Annotated in this window: 17 protein-coding genes; 6 read left to right on the forward strand and 11 right to left on the reverse strand. The window is 68.9% G+C overall.

Going from position 1 to position 19520, the window contains the following annotated elements:
* The first annotated feature begins 92 nt into the window (after positions 1–92).
* Entirely contained in the window at positions 93–908 is an 816-nt protein-coding gene (locus tag R4I43_RS02285) for an SAM-dependent methyltransferase (RefSeq protein ID WP_324263785.1), read from the forward strand.
* Between the two features lie 65 nt (positions 909–973).
* Here the strand turns inward: R4I43_RS02285 and R4I43_RS02290 are convergent, their stop codons facing one another.
* The 4 genes from R4I43_RS02290 to R4I43_RS02305 are packed head-to-tail and all read right to left on the reverse strand — an operon-like array spanning position 974 to position 5633.
* Entirely contained in the window at positions 974–1600 is a 627-nt protein-coding gene (locus tag R4I43_RS02290) for a GTP-binding protein (protein WP_324263786.1), read from the reverse strand.
* The gene (locus tag R4I43_RS02295; RefSeq protein ID WP_324263787.1) at positions 1581–2135 is read right to left on the reverse strand and encodes a DUF742 domain-containing protein; all 555 of its coding nucleotides are present in this window, start codon (positions 2133–2135) and stop codon (positions 1581–1583) included. The genes R4I43_RS02290 and R4I43_RS02295 overlap by 20 nt, the downstream gene beginning before the upstream one ends.
* A 7-nt stretch (positions 2136–2142) precedes the next feature.
* On the reverse strand, positions 2143–2580 hold the full coding sequence (locus tag R4I43_RS02300; RefSeq protein ID WP_324263788.1) for a roadblock/LC7 domain-containing protein: 438 nt from the start codon (positions 2578–2580) through the stop codon (positions 2143–2145).
* A 56-nt stretch (positions 2581–2636) separates the two neighbouring features.
* Positions 2637–5633 (reverse strand): sensor histidine kinase, encoded by a 2997-nt coding sequence (locus R4I43_RS02305; RefSeq protein ID WP_324263789.1) that lies wholly within the window; start codon positions 5631–5633, stop codon positions 2637–2639.
* A gap of 690 nt (positions 5634–6323) precedes the next feature.
* Here R4I43_RS02305 and R4I43_RS02310 point away from each other — a divergent pair.
* From R4I43_RS02310 to R4I43_RS02320, 3 genes are all read left to right on the forward strand, one after another.
* Positions 6324–6740: a DUF485 domain-containing protein gene (locus R4I43_RS02310; RefSeq protein WP_324263790.1), complete on the forward strand. Its 417-nt coding sequence runs from the start codon at positions 6324–6326 to the stop codon at positions 6738–6740.
* The gene (locus tag R4I43_RS02315; RefSeq protein ID WP_324263791.1) at positions 6737–8335 is read left to right on the forward strand and encodes a solute symporter family protein; all 1599 of its coding nucleotides are present in this window, start codon (positions 6737–6739) and stop codon (positions 8333–8335) included. The genes R4I43_RS02310 and R4I43_RS02315 overlap by 4 nt, the downstream gene beginning before the upstream one ends.
* A 326-nt stretch (positions 8336–8661) precedes the next feature.
* Positions 8662–8994, forward strand: a complete 333-nt coding sequence (locus R4I43_RS02320; RefSeq protein WP_324263792.1) for a hypothetical protein — start codon at positions 8662–8664, stop codon at positions 8992–8994.
* Positions 8995–9003: 9 nt separating this feature from the next.
* Here R4I43_RS02320 and R4I43_RS02325 read toward each other — a convergent pair whose 3' ends face one another.
* Positions 9004–10656 (reverse strand): FAD-binding dehydrogenase, encoded by a 1653-nt coding sequence (locus R4I43_RS02325; protein ID WP_324263793.1) that lies wholly within the window; start codon positions 10654–10656, stop codon positions 9004–9006.
* A 246-nt stretch (positions 10657–10902) separates the two neighbouring features.
* Here R4I43_RS02325 and R4I43_RS02330 point away from each other — a divergent pair, with 246 nt between their 5' ends.
* Positions 10903–11319 (forward strand): peptidase inhibitor family I36 protein, encoded by a 417-nt coding sequence (locus R4I43_RS02330; protein ID WP_324263794.1) that lies wholly within the window; start codon positions 10903–10905, stop codon positions 11317–11319.
* On the opposite strand, the gene R4I43_RS02335 is transcribed toward R4I43_RS02330, so the two are convergent.
* Genes R4I43_RS02335 through R4I43_RS02350 form a run of 4 tightly spaced genes read right to left on the reverse strand, consistent with a single transcriptional unit; the run spans position 11313 to position 15509 of the window.
* Positions 11313–12395 (reverse strand): glycosyltransferase family 4 protein, encoded by a 1083-nt coding sequence (locus tag R4I43_RS02335; RefSeq protein ID WP_324263795.1) that lies wholly within the window; start codon positions 12393–12395, stop codon positions 11313–11315. The genes R4I43_RS02330 and R4I43_RS02335 overlap by 7 nt on opposite strands.
* A complete protein-coding gene (locus R4I43_RS02340) occupies positions 12392–13303 on the reverse strand; it encodes an alpha/beta fold hydrolase (RefSeq protein ID WP_324263796.1) in 912 nt (303 codons plus the stop codon). The genes R4I43_RS02335 and R4I43_RS02340 overlap by 4 nt, the downstream gene beginning before the upstream one ends.
* A gap of 2 nt (positions 13304–13305) precedes the next feature.
* Positions 13306–14538: a glycosyltransferase gene (locus R4I43_RS02345; RefSeq protein ID WP_324263797.1), complete on the reverse strand. Its 1233-nt coding sequence runs from the start codon at positions 14536–14538 to the stop codon at positions 13306–13308.
* A complete protein-coding gene (locus R4I43_RS02350; RefSeq protein WP_324263798.1) occupies positions 14535–15509 on the reverse strand; it encodes a DMT family protein in 975 nt (324 codons plus the stop codon). The genes R4I43_RS02345 and R4I43_RS02350 overlap by 4 nt, the downstream gene beginning before the upstream one ends.
* A 731-nt stretch (positions 15510–16240) precedes the next feature.
* Here R4I43_RS02350 and R4I43_RS02355 point away from each other — a divergent pair.
* On the forward strand, positions 16241–17293 hold the full coding sequence (locus tag R4I43_RS02355; protein ID WP_324263799.1) for a copper resistance D family protein: 1053 nt from the start codon (positions 16241–16243) through the stop codon (positions 17291–17293).
* Positions 17294–17299: 6 nt separating this feature from the next.
* Here the strand turns inward: R4I43_RS02355 and R4I43_RS02360 are convergent, their stop codons facing one another.
* Both R4I43_RS02360 and R4I43_RS02365 read right to left on the reverse strand, forming a co-directional pair.
* Positions 17300–18430, reverse strand: coding sequence for a hypothetical protein (locus tag R4I43_RS02360; RefSeq protein WP_324263800.1), 1131 nt, complete (start codon positions 18428–18430; stop codon positions 17300–17302).
* 177 nt (positions 18431–18607) lie between these two features.
* Positions 18608–19399: a GH25 family lysozyme gene (locus tag R4I43_RS02365; RefSeq protein ID WP_324263801.1), complete on the reverse strand. Its 792-nt coding sequence runs from the start codon at positions 19397–19399 to the stop codon at positions 18608–18610.
* Positions 19400–19520: the final 121 nt, after the last annotated feature.

Genomic DNA, 19520 nt, shown 5'->3' on the forward strand with positions numbered 1-19520 from the left:
ACTGCACCGGTACGGCTGTTCACCCGCCGCAGCCACCGGCATACTGTTGGTACGAGATCGTTCCCCACGAAGCAACCGAGCGGACCCCTCTCATGGCTGACGCCCAACCTCCCCAGATCGACACGACCAGGCCCAGCATCGCGCGGGTCTACGACGCGTTCGTCGGCGGCAAGGACAACTTCGAGGTCGATCGCGAGGTGCTTCGGCAGATCCAGCAGCTCGCCCCCGAGGCGGTCCAGGTGGGCAGGCAGTGCCGCGCGTGGCTGATCCGCGTCGTGCGCTTCATGGCCGGAAACGCCGGTGTCGACCAGTTCCTCGACCTCGGGTCGGGGCTGCCGACGGCGGAGAACACCCACCAGGCGGCGCAGCGGCTCAACCACGAGGCGACCGTCATCTACGTCGACAACGACCCGTCGGTGGCCGCGCACGGGCGGGCGCTGCTGGAGGAGAACGAGTACACCCACTTCGCGGTCGCCGACCTGCGCGACCCGGAATCGGTGCTCAACCACGAATCGGTCCGCAAGTACCTGGACCTGGACCGGCCGGTGGGGCTGATCCACAGCAACACGCTGCACCACGTCACCAACGACGAGAACCCGAAGGCCATCATGCGCGCCTACCTCGACGCGCTGGCTCCCGGCTCGTACCTGGCGATCTCGCACCTGCACAACCCGGCCGACGGCAGCTCCCGCGCGAAGCTCGCCGAGGAGTCGCAGGTGCAGTTCAACGCGATGATGGGCAGCTGCTTCTACCGCAGCCGCGCGGAGATCCAGGCGCTGTTCGACGGCCTGGAGATGATCGAGCCCGGGCTGGTCCACCTCTTCGACTGGTGGCCGGACGGCCCGCGCCTGACCGAACCCTCGGACGGCGAGTACAACCTGCTCGGCGGCGTCGCCCGCAAGCCCTGAGGCTCGGCGGTGAGAGCCGTGGTGGGTGACAGCTTCCGCTGAAACTGCCACCGATCACCCGAGAATCACATGGCCTGGCGCGAAGTCCAGTGCCGCATGGCGTGTTCGACGAGCGCGATCAGGGTGCGCTTGGTGGATTCCCGGTCCCGGGCGTCCACCGGACCGATCGGCACCTCGGGTCCGATCGCCATCGCTTCCCGCACCTGGTCGAGCGAGTGCAGCATCTGACCGTCGAACATGTTCACACCCACCAGGTACGGCAGGCCGCGGTCCTCGAAGAAGTCGATCGCCGAGAACGAGTCGGCCAGCCGGCGGGTGTCGACGAGCACGACGGCGCCGATGGCACCGCGCACCAGGTCGTCCCACATGAACCAGAACCGCTGCTGCCCGGGCGTGCCGAACAGGTAGAGGATCAGGTCCGACGCCAGCGAGATGCGACCGAAGTCCATCGCCACGGTCGTGGTGGTCTTGTTCGGAGTGGCGTCGAGGTTGTCGACGCCCTGGGACGCCTCCGTCATGACCGCTTCGGTGGTCAGCGGAACGATTTCCGAGACCGAACCGACGAACGTCGTTTTGCCCACACCGAACCCGCCCGCGACGACGATCTTCGCCGACGTCGAGCTGGTGCCACCCCGGTTGGCAGCCTCCGGCATGGTGCCGGGCTGGGGTGCGCTATAGCCGACGGAGTCCACTCAAAACCCTTTCCATCAACAGCATGTGTGGTGCGCTACCGCTTTCGCTCACCGTGTTGTGCACGGTGATCAACCCGAGTTCGGCCATGTCGGCCAGCAGCACGCGGGCGACCCCGATCGGCACCGACAGCAGTGCACCCACCTCGGCCACCGAACGCGGTTGCTGGCACAACTCGGCGATCGACTGGTGCTCCAGCCGGACCGGTGCGCCGGGTCGGTAATTCTCGCCGACCGAAACCAGGGTCTCGATGGCCAGTTCGTAATTCGACTTCGTCCGGCCGCCGGTCCAGGTGTAGGACCGGATGCTGGCGGCAACGGGTGCTTCGGGCACGGCGTCGGCCGGATCCTGCGACACCGTCCTGGCTCGCTGGTCCAGCTCATCGGCCGGCGTCGAGTCCGGTTCCGAGCGCTCCTTGCGCTTGCCGCGCTTGGGCTTGGCGCCGAACGTGAACGAGTTGACGACGTCGGCGAAGCTGTCGTCCCCCGAGTTCTGTCGTCTTCGGTCCCGGCGCGGGTATTCCGAGCGTCTGCTCATCGCGTCCTCACACCAGTTGGCCGGACACGGCGTTGGCGCTGTTCTGCAGCTGGGTGCGGATCTCCGGCGTGAGCATCTGCCCGACGCGCTCGACGAGCATCGTCATCTCGTAGGCGATCAGACCCATGTCGCACTGGGGAGCGGCCAGCACGGTCAAGCACGAACCGTCGCTGATGCCCATCTGCAGCAGGGTGCCGCGATCCATCTCCACGATCGTCTGCACGACCCGGCCGGCCTCGAAGCACTTCGCCGACCCCTGCGTGAGGCTCAGCAGACCAGAGGCCACAGCGGCGAGCTGATCGGCACGGTCCCTGGGCAGCGTCGCCGAAGCGGTCAGCACCAGGCCATCGGCCGAGACCACGATCGCGTGCGCCACACCCTGCACACGTTCGGTGAAGTCCGTGATCAACCAGCCGAACCTGCGGGAAATAGTCTGTGCGCTCATGCAACCTCCTGTTCGTTGCCGAGATGATCACGTGTCTTCTTGCGTGTGTCCACCACTCAGTCCTCGTCGGTCATCCGGTGCCGGCCTCGGCTGACGCCACCCTGGAAGTCGGACAGCCTGCTGCGCAACGCGTTCGGGTCGCGCTGGAACCGTCGCGGCTGACTCGGCTGCTGAGACGGGCTGGACACGCTCCCCGGCACCAGGTTGGCCTTCGGCTGGCGGCGGGGCAGCCCGGCGCTGGTGAACGACGTCTCCTGCGGGTTCGCCGCGGCTTCGGCGGCCTCGCGGGCCTTGTCCGCGGCGAAGTCCCAGGCCTGGGCCTCAGGGGTCTGCGGGATCCACGGCTCGGCCTGGGGCAGCTCGGGCGCCGGCTCGGACGGGTCCGGCGGCCACGGCTTGTGGGCCGATTCCAGGTCGGTCTGGCCGAACTGGACGCCGTTGTGCGCGAGCTGCTTGCTGATGTCCTCGGCGCTGCGCCCCTTCGGGGCCTCCTCGGAGGCGGACTTGCTGCGCGGCTTGCGCTGCGGCAGTCCCGAGGAGGTCAGCTGCGGCTCCTCGTCGGCGTCGTCGCCAGGGCCCGAGGTGAACAGCGCGGAGTCGCCGTCCTTGGTGTCGGGCCAGTGGAACTCGCCGGTCTCCGAGATCGGGTCCGAGGCCGCGGGCATGAACCACTGCCCGGCCAGGTCGTTGCGGACCGGCTCCGGCTCGTCGGCTTCGCCCTCGTCGGCCGCGGGCTGGTCGTAGTCGAGCGAGGAGCCGAAGAAGCTGTTGGTCGGCGCGTCCTCGCCACCGGCGGGGGTGAAGAAGTCGTTGGACTGACCGCCACCCGCCGGTTCGAAGAAGCTCGTCCCCTCGAACTGGCCGGAGGGCTCGGCCTGATCGTTGGGGAAGACCGGCTCGAACAGGCTGGTCGGCTCGTTGGCGTTGTAGTCGTCGTACTCCTGCGAACCGAAGTCCTGCGCGAAGGACGGCTCCTGGGTCTGCCAGCCGTTGTCCTCCGGCCGGTGCTGCTCGGGCACCCGGCGCGGCAGCGGCGATCCGGCATCCGGGAAACTGCCCGCGTTGTGCAGGCCCGGCAGCGAGTGGCCGTTGACCTGAGCGGGCTGCGCCGACGGCGGCATCTGCGAGGGCCCCGGCTGGGCGGAGACGACGTGCTCGGCCGGGACCAGCACTGTGGCGCGCACGCCCTCCACGTCGGGCCCGCCGTGCAGCTCGACGCTGATGCCGTGCCGCGCGGCCAGGCGCCCGGCCACGAACAGGCCCATCCGCCGCGAGGTGGAGATGTCGTCCTCGGCGACGCGGGCCAGCCGCTCGTTGGCCTCGGCCAGGTCGTCGTCGCCCATGCCGATGCCGTTGTCCAGGATGTCGAGCACGACCGTGCCGTCCCCGGACTGGTAGCTGGAGACCGTCACGACGGTGTCGGGCGCGGAGAAGTTCGCGCCGTTGTCCATCAGCTCGGCGGCCAGTCGCACCAGGTCGCTGGCGGTGTTGCCGCGCAGCTTCACCGACGGGGTCGGCTGCACCGCGATCCGCGGGTACTGCTCGATCTCGGAGACCGCCGAGCGCAGCACGTCGGCGAGCTCGGTGGGCTGGGTGAAGCGGCGGGCCAGGTCGCTGCCGGAGAGCACCATGAGGTTCTCGTTGTTCCGGCGCATCCGGGTCGCGAGGTTGTCCAGCTGGAACAGGCGCGACAGCTGGTCGGGGTCTTCCTCGTCCTGCTCGAGCTCCTCGAACAGCCGCAGCTGGCGCTCCAGCAGCGCCTGGCTGCGGCGGGAGACGCTGACGAACGCGTCGCTGTAGCCGCGGCGCAGGTCCGCCTGCTCGACGGCCAGGCGCAGCGCCTGCCGGTTGACCTCGTCGAAGGCCCGCGCCACCTGGCCGACCTCCTCGGTGGTCTTGACCGGCAGCGGCGGCACGTCGGCTTCGGCGCCCTTGCCCTGGCGGACCGCGGTGACCGCATGGGGCAGGTCGTACTCGGCGGCGTCGAGCGCACCGATCCGCAGTTCGCGCAGCGAGCCGAGCAGCTGGCGGCTGATCATGATGATCACGCCCGCGGCGGCGATCAGCGAGGACAGCAGCAGCACCGAGTCCCACCCGGCGCGGTCGCTGGCGTCGTCGGCCAGGTCCTGGGCGACGGTGCGGACCTCGGCCGCCAGCTCACCGCGACCGCCTTCGATGGTCTGCGCCGAGCCGTCGCTGGTGCCGTTCCAGGCTTCGCGGTTGACCGAGTAGCCACCGCTGGACTTGCCGTCGGTGCTCTCCATGATGATCATGGCGAGCATCTGGTTGCGCTGCACGATCGCCGGGACCTGCAGCTGCTGCTGGAGGCGCTGCTGCCAGTGCTTGGCCACGCCGGAGCTGGCGTCGTTGATCTTGGACAGCAGCCGGGCGCGGGACCCGGACAGCGAGTCGAGCGTGGCCGCGTCCAGCGAGCCCTCGCTCAGGCCCGACAGCACCAGGGCCTGCTGCAGCCGGACCTCTTCGGTGAGACCGAGCATGTCGGTCAGCGCGGTCGCGGTGTTGGAGATCCGGGGGTCGGCGACGCTGGTGGTCAGAGCGCGGTCCAGCGCGAGCGCGGCGCGCACGGCCTGGCTGTAGGCGCCGATCGCCTGCACGGCGGTGACCCGCTTCGCCTGCACGCCGGCGCGCACCGCCCCGAGCGCGTCCAGGGCCCTGCGGGTTTCGGCGAAGCGCTCTTGAACGACGTCGGTGTAGATGTCGTTCTCGGTGAGGACGACGCGCAGGTCTTCGGCGGCCTTGTCGGTGGCGGCGGCCTGCTCGGTGAAGGCCGCGATCTGACCGTCACCGACCAGGTTCTCCACGGCCCGGTTGCGCTCGAGCTGCAGCCCGTTGGTCAGCGGTTCCAGCTGGTTCTCAGCGTCGAGCACCTTCGCGACCCGGCCGTACTCGTCGGCCTGCTCGACCTGCCACTGGATCTGCCCGACACCGAGCGTGACGGCGAAGATGACGGGTACCAGGACGACGGCGGCCAGCTTCGTGGGCAGCGACCAGTTGCGCCACTGCAGGAAGCCGGCGGCCCGGCCCCCGCTCACGGGCGAGCTCCTGGTGCGTCTCCGCGCTGGTCAAGCAGGCGTGTCGAACTATGCGTAGGCGAACGGCGCATGCGTGCGGTCCCGCAATCGTCGTGCTGATGGTCAGGGGGGAAAGGCAGGCATGCGGGGAGGGCCTGGCGCCGGGGAACCAACGCGGGACTCCACGACTTCGAGATCTTGTCGATACTCAGCGTCACCAATGGCTTCCCCGGCCGGCACATTCCGGACACTGGTATCGAACCGTGACCCTTCCCGTTCACACGACTACCTCTCAGTGCCCAAGCACTATATGCCCTACCCGCGAGGAAAGCACCGGGGGCTTTTTCGCAATGCGCTAGGCCAATCAGGCGAGATCACGCCGAGTGTTCGTTCAGTTCGGGAGCGCTTCACGCAATTTCACCCGTTCGGACTAAAAGGAGGTCGGAACTCTTCCCCGAAAGAGGCTGTAACACCAGGTCAGCGACTTTCGATCTTGGCAGTGCGGGCGCCTGACCTGGCCTTACCGGTCAGTAACCGAGAGTTGCCCTCCTGTCACCGGCCCTCAGCCCCGGTCCTGCTCAGACGGGTGAAATGGTGACTCCCAGGTGTCGCTCCCCACAGTGTCGATAGAGGTAGAACAGTGGTAAGAATTGCCCGCCTCCGCCAGCTTGGCGACCCCGGCCGGCACACCCTGAAGTCCAGGAAGGATGCATGAGCAACGCAACGCAATCCGCGCTGCGCGGTTCCCCCCGCGAGCCCGGAAATCAACGCGCGGCGTTCGGCGGAATCGAGAAGAGCGCGGTTCGCACAACCGCCGACCGGCCCGATTTCACCGCTATCCAGCAGAGCGCCGAATTCCGCAGCCTCCGCCGTCGACTTAAATGGTTCGTTTTCCCCGCCACGGCGTTTTTCCTGATCTGGTACATCGGCTACGTGGTGGCCGCGGCCTACTTCCCGGAGGAGCTGGCGGAGCCCGTCTTCGGCGAGGTCAACCTCGGGTTGCTGCTGGGCGTCGGGCAGTTCGTGACCACCGTCGGGCTGACCACCCTCTACGTCCGGTTCGCCCGTCGCCACATCGACCCGCGCGTCGACGAAATCCGTGAGCAGGCCGGAGAGTTCGACCGATGAACCTTGCCCAGACCAACGTCATCCCCGATGACAGCGTCATCATCAACGTCAGCGTCTTCGCCGCGTTCGTGCTGATCACGCTGTTCATCGTCTACCGCGTGAGCAACCGCGGCACCACCAGCGACTACTTCGTCGCGGGCAGCGCCTTCAGCGGTGCGCAGAACGGCGTCGCGCTGTCCGGCGACTACCTGTCGGCCGCGTCGTTCCTGGGCATCGCCGGCGCGATCGCCATCTACGGCTACGACGGATTCCTCTACAGCATCGGCTTCCTGGTCGCCTGGCTGGTCAACCTGCTGCTGCTGGCCGAACGCACCCGCAACACCGGCCGCTTCACGATGGGCGACGTGCTCAGCTTCCGGATGAAGCAGCGCCCGGTCCGGGCCGCCGCCGCGACCTCCACGCTGGCCATCACCATCATGTACATGATCGCCCAGATCGCCGGTGCCGGTGGTCTGGTCGCGCTGCTGCTCAACGTCCACGGCCGCTTCGGGCAGATGCTGGTGATGGTCGGCGTCGGCGCCGTCATGATGGTCTACGTGCTGGTCGGCGGCATGAAGGGCACCACGTGGGTGCAGATCATCAAGGCCGCCATGCTCGTGCTGTCCGCCGTGCTGATCACGATCTTCCTGTTCGGCAAGTTCAGCTACAGCATGACCGAGCTGCTGAACGCGGCCGCCGACAACAACCCGCACGGCCGCGCGATCTTCGCGCCCGGCGCGCAGTACGGCAAGTCCGACTTGACCAAGCTGGACTTCATCTCGCTGTCGCTGGCCCTGGTGCTGGGCGTCGGCGGTCTGCCGCACGTGCTGATGCGCTTCTACACCGTGCCCAACGCCCGCGAGGCGCGGCGCTCGGTGGTGTGGGCGACCTGGACGATGGCGATCTTCTACCTCTGCACGCTGATCATCGGCTACGGCGCGAGCGCCCTGGTGGGCAGCGAGGCGATCCTGGCCGCGCCGGGTGCGGAGAACTCCGCGGCACCCCTGCTGGCCTACGAGATCGGCGGCACCGTGCTGCTGGGCATCATCTCGGCGGTCGCCTTCGCCACCATCCTGGCGGTGGTCGCGGGCCTGACGCTGACCGCGTCGGCGTCGTTCGCCCACGACGTCTACGCCAGCGTGGTGCGCGGCGGTGACGTCGATTCCGACCGCGTGGTGTGGGTGGCCCGCGTGACGGCGCTGGTCATCGGTGCCGCGTCGATCCTGGGCGGCATCCTGGTGATCGGGCAGAACGTGGCGTTCCTGGTCGGTCTGGCATTCGCCTTCGCCGCCTCGGCCAACCTGTCGACGCTGCTGTACACGCTGTTCTGGAAGCGGTTCAACACCACCGGCACGCTGTGGGGCATCTACAGCGGTCTGATCTCCTGCCTGGTGCTGGTGCTCTTCTCCCCGGTGGTGTCCGGCTCGTCGGACTCGATCATCCCGAGCGTGGACTTCGCGTTCTTCCCGCTGAAGAACCCGGGCATCGTCTCGATCCCGATCTCGTTCCTGTTCGCCGCCATCGGCACCTTCGTGGGCAAACCGGAGGGGGACTCCGAACGGCAGGCCGAGATGGAGGTCCGCTCCCTCACAGGGATCGGCTCGCGCACGGGCTGACCAGCGAAAATCGAACGCGGAGGGCGTCATGGGACCGCTTGTTCCCATGGCGCCCTTCGTCGTCGCGGAACGCGTCGATGTTCCCCGGGAACTCACTCATCGGAGGGGTTGGCCGGCGAGTTCCGAACGCCCTGCGTCACCGGTGCTCGTGGCTGTCCGCCACGAATTCGCCTTACCCGATCGGATACTGCTGGAACCGGGTTCCGATCCATAAACTGGGAACCGACCCGGCCAGCAGAAATCGTCGCCGAAAATCCGGTCGAAGAACGGCTGGCGGGCCAAATGGGGGGGTTGTGATGCGCAATCTTCGGAATGCCCTGTTAGGCGTGGCGGTGGCCGCGATCGTGCCCATCTCCGGGATCGGAACCCAAGTCGCGACCATCGCCCTGGAAATCAAGAACGCGCTGGTCCAGGCCGCGCACGCGGAAACTGACCAGGACGCCACCGACTTCCTCGCCTTCGGGACGCGAATCCGCTCTGAACCCGGTACCGGCGCGTCGGTGCGCGGTATCGGAAATCCCGGTGACACGGCCACGATTCACCGCCGGGTCGTCGGCGAAAGCATTGTCTGCGGTGATGGCCGAACCGTTTCGGAATGGGTCGACCTCACCAACGAACGCAGCCACGTGTCCGGTTTCGTGAGCGGCTGCTTCGTCTGATTCCCCTTTTCACCGCACCGCTGCTGCGGCGGCCCTTCCCGCTTTCCTGCCCGAGAACAGGCAGCCACCGAGGAAGGTGCCTTCCAGGGCGCGGTACCCGTGCACGCCGCCGCCACCGAAGCCGGCGACCTCTCCGGCCGCGTAGAGCCCGTCCAGCGGCTCCACCCCGTCCTTGAGCACCCGGCCGTCCAGGTCGGTCTCCAGGCCGCCGAGGGTCTTGCGGGTCAGCAGGTTGAGCTTCACCGCGATGAGCGGCCCGGCTGCCGGATCCAGCAGCCGGTGCGGCTCGGCCACCCGGATCAGCCGGTCCACCGCGTAGCGGCGGGCCGCCCGGATCGCGTTGACCTGCAAGTCCTTGCCGAGCCCGGAGGCCACCTGGCGGTCCCGCTCGACGATGGTGCGCTCCAGCTCAGCGGCGTCGATGTGACCGTCACCCAGCTCGTTCATCCCGGCGGCGAGTTCGGCGACGCCGTTGCGGACGACGAAGTCCGCACCGCGGCGCACGAACTCCATCACCGGTCCGGGAGTGGCACCGCCGCCGCGTTGCAGCAGCTGGCGGACGCTGCGGCCGGTCAGGTCGGGGTTCTGCTCGGACCCGGACAGCGCGAACTCACGGCTGATGATCTTCCGGTTGAGCACGAACCACGTGTGGTCGTGACCGGTGCCCGCGATGTGCTCGAGCGTGCCCAGGGTGTCGAAACCCGGGAACAGCGGTGCGGGCAGCCGGTTGCCGTTCGCGTCCAGCCACAGCGAGGAGGGGCCGGGCAGGATGCGGATGCCGTGCTCGGTCCACACCGGGTCGTAGTTGCGGATTCCCTCGGTGTAGTGCCACATCCGGTCCGGGTTGATGATCCGGCCGCCGGTCTTGGACACGACCTCGAGCATCCGCCCGTCGACGTGGTCGGGCACGCCCGCGATCATGTTCTTCGGCGGCTCGCCCAGGCGCTTCGGCCAGTTCTTGCGCACCAGCGGGAGGTTTCCGCCGATGCCGCCGGAGGTGACGACCACCGCCTGCGAGCCGAGCTCGAACTCGCCCTCGGCCTCGCCCGGACTCGGCTGGCCGCGTCCGGCGTCGCTGGGGACGAGCACCTCGCCGCGCACCCCGGTGACCGCCCCGTCGGTGGTCATCAGTTCGGTCACGCGGTGCCGGAACCGCAGCTCGACGAGGCCCTCGGCCTCGGCGGCGCGCACCCGGCGGAGGAACGGTTCCAGCACGCCGGGGCCGGTGCCCCAGGTGATGTGGAAGCGCGGCACGGAGTTGCCGTGGCCGCGGGCGAGGTAGCCGCCGCGTTCGGCCCACTGCACGAGCGGGAAGAACTTCACGCCCTGCGCGCTCAGCCAGGCGCGCTTCTCGCCGGAGGCGAAGTCGACGTAGGCCTCGGCCCACTTGCGCGGCCAGTGGTCCTCGTCGCGGTCGAAGGCGGCGGTGCCCATCCAGTCCTGCAGGGCGAGCTCGTGCGAGTCGCGCACGCCGAGCCTGCGCTGCTCCGGGGAGTCGACCAGGAACAACCCGCCGAAGGACCAGTGCGCCTGACCGCCCAGGGAGGCCTCGGGCTCCTGGTCGAGGAGCACCACGCGGCGGCCGGCATCGGCCAGTTCCGCGGTGGCGACCAGGCCCGCCAGGCCCGCGCCCACCACGATCACATCAGCGTCCAGCGACATCGCCGACCTCCGCTATTACCGACGGGTAGTGGTGGACTTTATACCTCAATCGTGGTGTATCCGGCAGGGATGGCGAGTCGATCTGCCACCAGATCGGAATGCCCTTCCACGCGTGGGAATCCACCCGTAGGTGGTGCATCCGGCCAATTCGCTGGAAACGGGTGCTCGATGCCGCCAATCTTGCTGCAGCGCGGCGGACGACGCCGCACCCGCGACGAATCCCCCTCCGGCGAAAGGAATTCCACCATGTCCAGCTACGCCCTGCCCCGGTTCGCGACGGGCAGGTTCCGCTCCCGATGGCCGCTCGCCCTGGGGCTGGTGCTCTCGGCGATGCTGTCGCTGGCCGCACTGCTGGCCGGCCCGCCCGCCGACGCCGGCGTGCCCGAAAACCGTTGCCCCGCTGGGTCGTTCTGCGTCTGGCCGGAGACCGGGTTCGGCGGTCAGCCACGGGAGCTGGCGCTGCGCACCACCGGCGTCGAGAGGTGCGTGACCCTCGAAACCACCTGGGAGGTGAAGTCTTTCGCGAACAACACCGGCCATCCGGTGACGGTCTACCAGGACCCGCACTGCGATGAGGAGGCCGATTTCGACACGCACCCAACCGGTTCGCTGACCCCGCAGGCCGGTTACGTGGCCCGGGCCATCCAGGTCTGGAGTCACTGACCCCGGTCGGCCAGGCCGCGCATCAGATCCAGGAGCCGTTCGGCGGAGTTCTGCCAGGTGAACTTCGCCGCCTGGGTCCGGGCCGCAGCGACCAGGTCGGCGCGCACCGAATCGTCCTCCAGCGCTCGCACGGCATCGGCGAAGTCCTTCGGCCTCCCCGACTCGAAGAACTTCGCGTGCCCGCCGGTGACCTCGTGGAAGATCTCGAGATCGCTGCAGACCACCGGCGTCCCCGCGTTCATCGCCTCGATGACCGGCAACCCGAAACCCTCGTCCCGCGACGCCGTGACCAGCGCACTCGCCCGTGCTAGCAGCCGCTGGTACTCGTCCTCCCCGATCCCCCGCCAGAACACCACGTCCGCCCCCGGCGGCACCTGCTCGACCAGCTCGGCCTCGCGCTGCGGCGCGATCCGGCTGACCAGGTGCAGCCGGCGACCAGGAAGGAAGGCCATGCCCGCCAGCAGCGTTTCGACGTCCTTGTACGGCATGTACGAACCCATGTACACCAGCTCGCGCGGTCCACCGGCCGGAACTTCCGGTGCGTCCGGGACGAGCTGCGGCTGGGGCGCGTTGTGCACGACCGTCACCGGCCTGCGGGACAACCGATGCTGTTCGATGAGACGGCGCGTGGTCTCGCTGACGGTCACCACGGCGTCAGCCCGGTTGAGCATCACGCGCTGCGGCCAGAACGCCTTGTGGTAGAGCCGCCAGGCGAGCTTCACCGGCGCCGGCAGGAACCCCGGCGGTTCCGGGTGCCGGTAGTAGATGAGGTCGTGCAGCGTGAGCACCAGCCGGTAGTCGCGCCGGAACCCGCCGATGATCTGCAGCGGGCTGAACACCACGTCGGCACCGAGCCGGTTCAGGGTGCGCGAGACCCACAGCTCACGCGGCGAGAGCGGACTGTTGATCAGCACGTGCGGAACCCCGTCGGGCAGCAGGTCCAGCTGTTGCTCGTCGTGGATCAGCATCGTCACGGGATGGAGGTGGTGCAGCGCCTCGATGAGGCTGGCGCCGTAACGGCTGATGCCGTCGTGCTGGTCGGTGCGCGTCCAGCGCGCGTCGACCACGAGTTTCATCGGTTCTGCTCCTGGATCGCCTCCGGCGTGCGCTGGGCGCGGTTCAGGAACCGCAGGATCTCGGCCGCCGCAGCGTCGGGGGTCTCGTAGTGCACCAGGTGACCGACATCGGAGATCACCACGAGTTCGGCGTCGGGCAGCCGCGCGGCCAGCTCGCGCTGCCCCGGCAGCGGAGCGATCTCGTCGTGCTCACCGGCCACCAGCAGCACCGGCATCCGCAACCGGTCGGCGTAGTCGGTCACGGTGTGCGTCACCGACGCCTGGAACGACTGGTTGACCACGGCGGGCGAGTGGAAGCGGCTGAAGTGCCGCAGGTGGTTGTCGTCGATGAACCCGCGCAGCCGCTTGTCCCGCGTCCGGGTCATCGCCCTGCTGGCCGCCAGCACCACCCACTTGTTGGTCAGCAGTGAACGACCCGCTCGGGAAGGCAGCCGCTCCCCGAGCCTGTAGTAGGCCGCGGTCAGCCCGGCCAGCGCCGCGTGCGGTCCGCGCAGCGCGGACTGGGCGATCGGGTTGATCAGCACCAACCGGTGAACCAGCGACGGGCGCATCGCCGCCAGACGGGAGGCAACGATCGAACCGAAGGAGTGCCCGATCAGCACGATCGGCTGCTCGGCACCACCGAGCCGGCCGATCAGCTCGGTGATCGCCTCGGCGTAGCCGGCGACGTCGTGCTTCACGGCCATCGGCCCGGAGTCCCCGAATCCGGGCAGGTCCGGGATCACGACGCGCTTGCCCGTCAGGCCGGCCGCGATGAGCTCCAGGCCGTGGTGGGTGCCGCGCAACCCGTGCACGATCAGCACCGTCTCGGCCGAGGAACCCAGTTCCTCGCGGTAGACCCAGTAGTGCAGGTCGGAGCCGTTGATCCGCGCTACACGCTCCGTTGGGTGCAGGTCCGGAACGGTCATGGTCAACTCGCCAGTTCGGTGCTGATCTCGTCGAGCTCCACAGCGCTGTCCGGGTCGATCACGTGGTGGTACAGCGACTCGAACCGGCCCAGGATCTGGTCGATGTCGTGCCGGGAGACCAGCCGCTGGCTGGCCTGTCCCATCCGGTCGATGGTGGCGCGGTCGCCGAGCACGTCGTCGATCGCGGCGGCCAGCGCGTGCACGTCGCGCGGCGCGTACAGCCAGCCGTTCTCGCCCGGGCGGCACAGGTGCGGCAGCGCCATCGCGTTGGCGAGCACGACCGGCGTGCTCGCCGACATCGCCTCCATCGTGGCCAGGCTCTGCAGCTCGGCGATGCTGGGCATGCAGAACAGGTCGGCGCTCGCGTAGGCCTCCAGCAGTTCCTCGTCGCTGAGGAAGCCGTGGAAGTGGACCCGATCGGCGATGCCGAGCTCGACGGCGAGCTGCTCGAAGGTCTCGCGGCGAGCACCGTTGCCGACGATCTCCAGCCGGGTCGGGGCCTCGGTGCGCAGCAACGACATGGCGCGCAGCAGGTCGTCGATGTGCTTCTCCTCGTCGAGCCTGCCGACGAACAGCACGGTCCGGGTCTCCGGGTCCGGGTTCTGCTCGCGGTAGCGCTCGGCCGGACCCCGGTAGCGGTCGACGTCGATGCCGCAGGACACCGGCAGCGCGGTGCGGTCGAAGCCGTTGTCCTGCAGCAGCTGGACGGCGCGCGGCGTGGGCGCTGTGACCATCTGCGCCTTGCGGTAGTGCTTGACCAGGTTGTGCCAGAGCAGGCGACCGGCGGCGTTCTGCAGGATCGGGGGGACCTTGAAGTAGCCGAAGATGTTCTCCGGCATGAAGTGGTTGGTGGCCACCAGCCCGATGCCCCGCTGGCGGGCGGAGTCGATCAGGCCGCGGCAGATGAAGAAGTGCGACTGCACGTGCACGATGTCGGGCTGGATCTCCTCCAGCATCGCGTCGGCCTGGCGCGCCTGCCACGGCATCAGGCCGCGGATCGACGGGTGGAACGGCGAGCCGTAGGAGCCGACCCGGTGCACCAGCACGCCGTCCTCGACCTCGGTGCGCGGTTCGCGGGTGTCTGAGTGGCACACCACGTGCACCTCGTGCCCGCGGGCGGACAGGCCGGTGGCCAGCCGGTGCCCGAAGTTGGCGGCCCCGTTGACGTGCGGCGGGTAGGTGGTCGCACCGACCACGATCCGCAGCGGGCGCCTGCGCGACGGTTGCGAAGTCAAGAGGAACTCCCGTTAGGACGATGGGACGTGCGGTGTCCGGCGGTACCGGCGGGAACTTCGGTCGTGGGCATCTCGGCCCCGGGCGGGGCCTCCTCCCTCTCCGACGTGCGGCGTTCGGTCGTGTCCGGGTGGTGGCGCGCCAGGGCGAACACCCCGGCGCAGGCCACCAGCGCGCACACCGCCTCGCCGGCGGCGACCCAGCCGCTGACCCGATCGGCTTCGCCGAGCAGGCCGATGCCCAGGCCGACGGCCACCAGCGGGTCGATGACGGTCAGGCAGGCCACGACGAGGTCGGGCGGACCGCTGGCGTAGCCGTGCTGCAGCAGCCAGGCCCCCACGACCATCGCCACGGCGATGCCCAGGACGGACAGGAGGTTGATCGAGAGCAGGTCCCAGGTTCCGACCTGCTGGGCGACGGCGCGGGCCATCAGCGACACGTACCCGTAGGCCACGGCGCAGCCAGCGGCGAAGAGCACGCAACGCAGCTTCGAGCGGGTCACGGCGGCCGCGACGCCGATCACCAGCACGGCCACGGCGATGATCTGTGTGGCGGTGAACTGGTCGTCGTCGCCGACCGGGGTGGGGGTGGCGCTGCCCGCGGCCAGCAGCACGAACACGGCCAGGCCACCGGTCGCGGCCAGCACCGCCAGCACCATGCTGCGGTTGATGTCGCGGCGGGTGTAGCCCTGCTCGCGCAGGTTGAGCAGCACGGTGATGGGCAGGGCGAGCACACCGATCGGCTGCACGACGCTCAGCGGTGCCAGCCCCAGAGCGCAGACGTGCAGCACCGCGCCGCCGCCGAGCGCGGCCAGTCCGGCCAGCCAGCGCGGGTTGCGCACCAGTTGCGCCTGGTTGCGCAGGCCGAGCCCGCCACCGTCCATCGTGGCGTGCACGGCAGCGTGCTGCAGGCGAGCCCCGAACGCGTATCCGCAGGCGCCCAGCGCCGCCAGCACCACCGCAAGTGCGGTCATCGCGGATCACGCCCTAGCGCGCGTTGCATGACTGTCTGTCCGTCCACACCGTTCAATCTCGCGTCCGCGAGCCCGGCACACATCCGGGGCCGGGCCCCCAATTTCCCTGAGGCGAATCAGCCCCGCATTTCAGCGACCGCTGCCGGCCGCGAAGCGCCGACCTGCCGCGCGCCCGGCGTCTGGCTGCGAAGACCGAGCCCAGGGGTACCCCGAGAGTTCCCCGAGCCGCTCCGGGTGAACCCCGGGCGATCCCGCAGTTCCGCCGACCTGGCGCCACAGCAAAGCACGAATTGTTCACCGCGAGTCCAACTTCTAGCGGAATTCGCGGGAACCGATCCGGTGAACAGTCCGCGACGCCGCGGCGAATCGCGCACGCCGCTAGCGCACTTCGCGTGCGCAAGCGCGTCATCCGCCGGAATCACACCGCTGACTCTAGAACAACATCGCTGAGGACTTTGTCAGCAACACATCACGAACCGGACCGGGAGTGCCGACAGCCCGCACCCGGCAATTGCCGCGGATTGGAAACTGCACGCTGGAGACGCCTTTGGAGCAGGCACATCGCGGAAAATGAAGATCAACATTCCTTCCCCCGAAACGGTGACCCAAACGACATGGGGAGAACGTCACGCCCGTCTCCGCCCCTCGCTCTCGGGAACATTTCCGTCACGAGGTGTGATCTGATGCGACTCCCGCCTACCAGCTCACGTTCGAGTGAGATCATGCGGAACGTGGCTGTCCACGAAGCGGTATCCGGGAACGAACAGGCCGAGCAGGATCGTCCGCGCACCGCGAAAGCGCTGGTCGTCGTGACCCTGCTGGGCGCAGCGCTGCTGACCGCGCTGGCCGCCACGGCCTACACCGACATCGGCACCATCCCCGGACTGCCCGAACTGCCCCCGCTGGTCCGCTTCGGCCTCCCGCTCGCCAGAGCGATGCTGGACCTGGCCGCGCTGGCCACCGTCGGGCTCTCGATGCTGCCCAAGCTGGTCGGCTTCGACCAGCCGGCGCGCACCGAGCCGCTGCTGGCCAAGGCCCGCCAGATCACCGTGATCACCGCCCTGGTGTGGATGCTCAGCGCGCTGGTCTCGCTGGTCCTGCAGGCGATGGAGGCCAGCCCCGGCACCCCGGCCACCACCGGGCTGCTGGTCGACTACGTCAACAACGTCCCGGCCGGGCCCGGCCTGCTGGCCAGCGCCGGCGGGGGCCTGCTGTGCGCGGTGGTGGGACTGCTGGCGGTGCGCTTCGGCGAATCCGTGCCCACCGAGCTGCGCACCATCGTCGCCCTGCTCGGGCTGCTGCCGATGCCGCTGACCGGGCACGCCACCGACTGGCAGTACCACGACTTCAGCATGATCTCGATGGAGCTGCACGTGGTCGGCGCGGCCATGTGGGTCGGCGGACTGGCGTCGGTGGCCCTGTTCGTCGCACCCCGGAGGGGCCTGCTCGCCGAGGCCCTTCCGCGCTTCTCCAAGCTCGCCGGGCTGGCGCTGCTCGTGGTCGGCGCATCGGGGCTGTTCAACGGCCTGATGGAGCTGATCATCACGCCGAACGTGGGCCTGATCGGCCTGGTCACCACCCAGTACGGCCAGATCCTCGTCGGCAAGACCGCGTGCCTGGCGCTGCTCGGCGTGATCGGAGCCCAGATGCGGTTCCGGCTCCTGCCGCGCATCGCACGGCAGGGGCGGACCGCACTGCTGACGTGGGTGACCGTCGAGGTCGCGGTGATGGGCATCGCCTACGGGCTCGGCGTCGTCCTCTCCCGCGCCCCGGTCATCGTCTGATCGCTCTCAGCGCGGGCTCAGCCCGCGCCACTCGCGCACCGCTGCCAGGTGCTGCTCGATGCGGCGCACCCCGCCGGAGCTGAGGTGCTCGAACAGCCACCACAGACCGGCCAGCAGCACCACCACGTACAGCGCGGAGGCGTAGTCCGAGGGCGGCGCGGCGATGTAGGCGTGCTGCAGCCACAGCGCCGCGTAGGCGGACGCGGTCACCGCCACCGCACCGGTCAGCGGCCGCAGCCGCGTGACCAGCAGGAAGGACAGGTCGATGGCCAGGGCACCGATCAGCAGGAAGAACGGCACCGTGGAGATCGGGAACCCGGCCGCGGCCAGCAAGGCCCACGCCACGCTGCGGAAGACCAGGTAGCCGACCGCGATCGTGGTGGCCGTCCAGCGGCGTCCCACCAGGACGCGCGCGAGCAGCAGCGTGCCCAGCCCGGTCAGCACCGCCCAGCTCGGGTACACCCAGTCCGGCATCGGCAGCGTGAAGTTCTCCACGGCGATGTAGTCCAGCGGCCGGTGCAGCTGGTCGGCCGCGAACTGCAGCAGGCTGTCCTCGGCGTAGGGCGTCCCGCGCTCCCACGCGGCCAGCCCGAGCACGCCGTACTCCTGGTGCTGGTTGAGGAACATGAAGTTGTCCAGCACGGTGAACCACAGGAAGTACAGGACCGGGTGGAAGTACCGGCTGGTGCGGCCGCGGCGGTTCCAGCCCAGCAGCAGTCCGATGCTCATCATCCCGGTGCCCAGGTACAGCAGGGCGTGCGACGGGCTCCAGGCGGTGATGTCCAGCCCGTTGACCCGGTGGTTGATCACGTCCAGCGGCGCGGCGACCAGGAAGATCCCCAGGCCCCACTGCATCCAGCGCAGGGTGGGCTTGTCGACGCCGATGCCGGTGTAGCTGTGGAAGACCACGAGCCCGATCACCATCACCGTGCCGACGGTGTTGAGCAGGTGCGGCGGGGCGAGGTCGTCCCGCAACCAGCGGAAGTGCCAGCAGATGTCCCACGTGGCACCGAGAATCTTGAGCACCATCGCGACGACCCACCAGCGATACAACGCCGAGACCAGTTCGGTCGGCGCTTCCCGGCCGGGTTCACCGCGGGTCCAGTGAGTCCGGACCAGCGCAGCGACGTCCGCCATCGCGTTCACCTCCACCTCGGGTGATGTTCACGAAAACGGTAACGCGTGTTGATCGCCGAGGAACCGGCAACCGGTTATTCGGCCGCGAACCTTTTCCGAAAGGAAATGAAATCGCGGGAACGGAGGCCCGGCACCGGTTTTCGCAACTCGGTGCCGGACCCATATCTGAGAAAAATCTCAGCGAGGAATCTTGAGAACCTGGCCGACGTAGATCAGGTCGGGGTCCGCGATTCCGTTGACCCGGGCGATCTCGCGCCAGTCGACACCGAGCTTGGCGCCGATGTCGGACAGCGTGTCCCCCGGCTGCACCACGTAGGTCTCCTGCGGCGGCGCGGGCGGCGGAGGCGGCGGTGCACCGGCTCCGGTCAGCACCTCCAGCGGCACCAGCGAGACGTTGAGGTCGGTGTCGCCGCCGATGCCGGGCACCTGCCCGTCGGAGGCGTGCTGGTGGATCACGACGCGGTCGGTCATGTACCCGGGCTCGCCGGGGTTGCGCCCGTAGTGCGCGACCCACAGGAACACGCCCGGGTCCACCCAGGTCTCCGGCGCGATCTTGTCCTGGAACCAGGAGCTGGAGGCGTAGACGACGACCTCGTTGCGGCCGGTGTGGCCGCGGACGGCGTCGACGAAGCCCTTGATCCAGCCGCCGAGGTTGGGCGCGTCGGTCTCCATGTCCAGGCACGGCGGGAGGTTGCCGGGGCCTGCGGAGTTCGTGCGCGCCAGCTGCGCGGCGAAGTCGGCCGCTTCCTGCTGCGGGGTGTTGGTGTCCGGACGGGCGAAGTGGTACAGCCCGGTGACCATGCCCGCCCCGCGCGCCCCGTTGAGCTGCGCGTCGAGCGTCGGGCTGACGTACCCGATGCCCTCGGTCGCCTTGATGTAGGTGAAGGCGTAGCCGGCGCCGCGCACGGCTCCCCAGTCCGGCTCGCCTTGGTATCGCGCGACATCGATACCGGGAATGCGTTCGGCCATGATTTACCCCCTGAACTGCTGGCCTCTGCCGTTGCTCAAACTATCGAAGTCGGAGAAACCGATAGCTCCGCCGTTCGGGTTAAGATCAAGGACCGAAAGCTCCAAGGAAAGTCATACGCAA

Source organism: Saccharopolyspora mangrovi (genome assembly GCF_035320975.1).
Classification (GTDB): Bacteria; Actinomycetota; Actinomycetes; order Mycobacteriales; family Pseudonocardiaceae; genus Saccharopolyspora; species Saccharopolyspora mangrovi.

Excerpts from the sequence above, each read along its gene's own strand:
- R4I43_RS02285 (WP_324263785.1), top strand. The coding sequence starts at position 93 with ATGGCTGACGCCCAACCTCCCCAGATCGACACGACCAGGCCCAGCATC.
- R4I43_RS02295 (WP_324263787.1), bottom strand. The coding sequence starts at position 2,135 with ATGAGCAGACGCTCGGAATACCCGCGCCGGGACCGAAGACGACAGAAC.
- R4I43_RS02300 (WP_324263788.1), bottom strand. The coding sequence starts at position 2,580 with ATGAGCGCACAGACTATTTCCCGCAGGTTCGGCTGGTTGATCACGGAC.
- R4I43_RS02310 (WP_324263790.1), top strand. The coding sequence starts at position 6,324 with ATGAGCAACGCAACGCAATCCGCGCTGCGCGGTTCCCCCCGCGAGCCC.
- R4I43_RS02315 (WP_324263791.1), top strand. The coding sequence starts at position 6,737 with ATGAACCTTGCCCAGACCAACGTCATCCCCGATGACAGCGTCATCATC.
- R4I43_RS02325 (WP_324263793.1), bottom strand. The coding sequence starts at position 10,656 with ATGTCGCTGGACGCTGATGTGATCGTGGTGGGCGCGGGCCTGGCGGGC.
- R4I43_RS02330 (WP_324263794.1), top strand. The coding sequence starts at position 10,903 with ATGTCCAGCTACGCCCTGCCCCGGTTCGCGACGGGCAGGTTCCGCTCC.
- R4I43_RS02335 (WP_324263795.1), bottom strand. The coding sequence starts at position 12,395 with ATGAAACTCGTGGTCGACGCGCGCTGGACGCGCACCGACCAGCACGAC.
- R4I43_RS02340 (WP_324263796.1), bottom strand. The coding sequence starts at position 13,303 with ATGACCGTTCCGGACCTGCACCCAACGGAGCGTGTAGCGCGGATCAAC.
- R4I43_RS02350 (WP_324263798.1), bottom strand. The coding sequence starts at position 15,509 with ATGACCGCACTTGCGGTGGTGCTGGCGGCGCTGGGCGCCTGCGGATAC.
- R4I43_RS02360 (WP_324263800.1), bottom strand. The coding sequence starts at position 18,430 with ATGGCGGACGTCGCTGCGCTGGTCCGGACTCACTGGACCCGCGGTGAA.
- R4I43_RS02365 (WP_324263801.1), bottom strand. The coding sequence starts at position 19,399 with ATGGCCGAACGCATTCCCGGTATCGATGTCGCGCGATACCAAGGCGAG.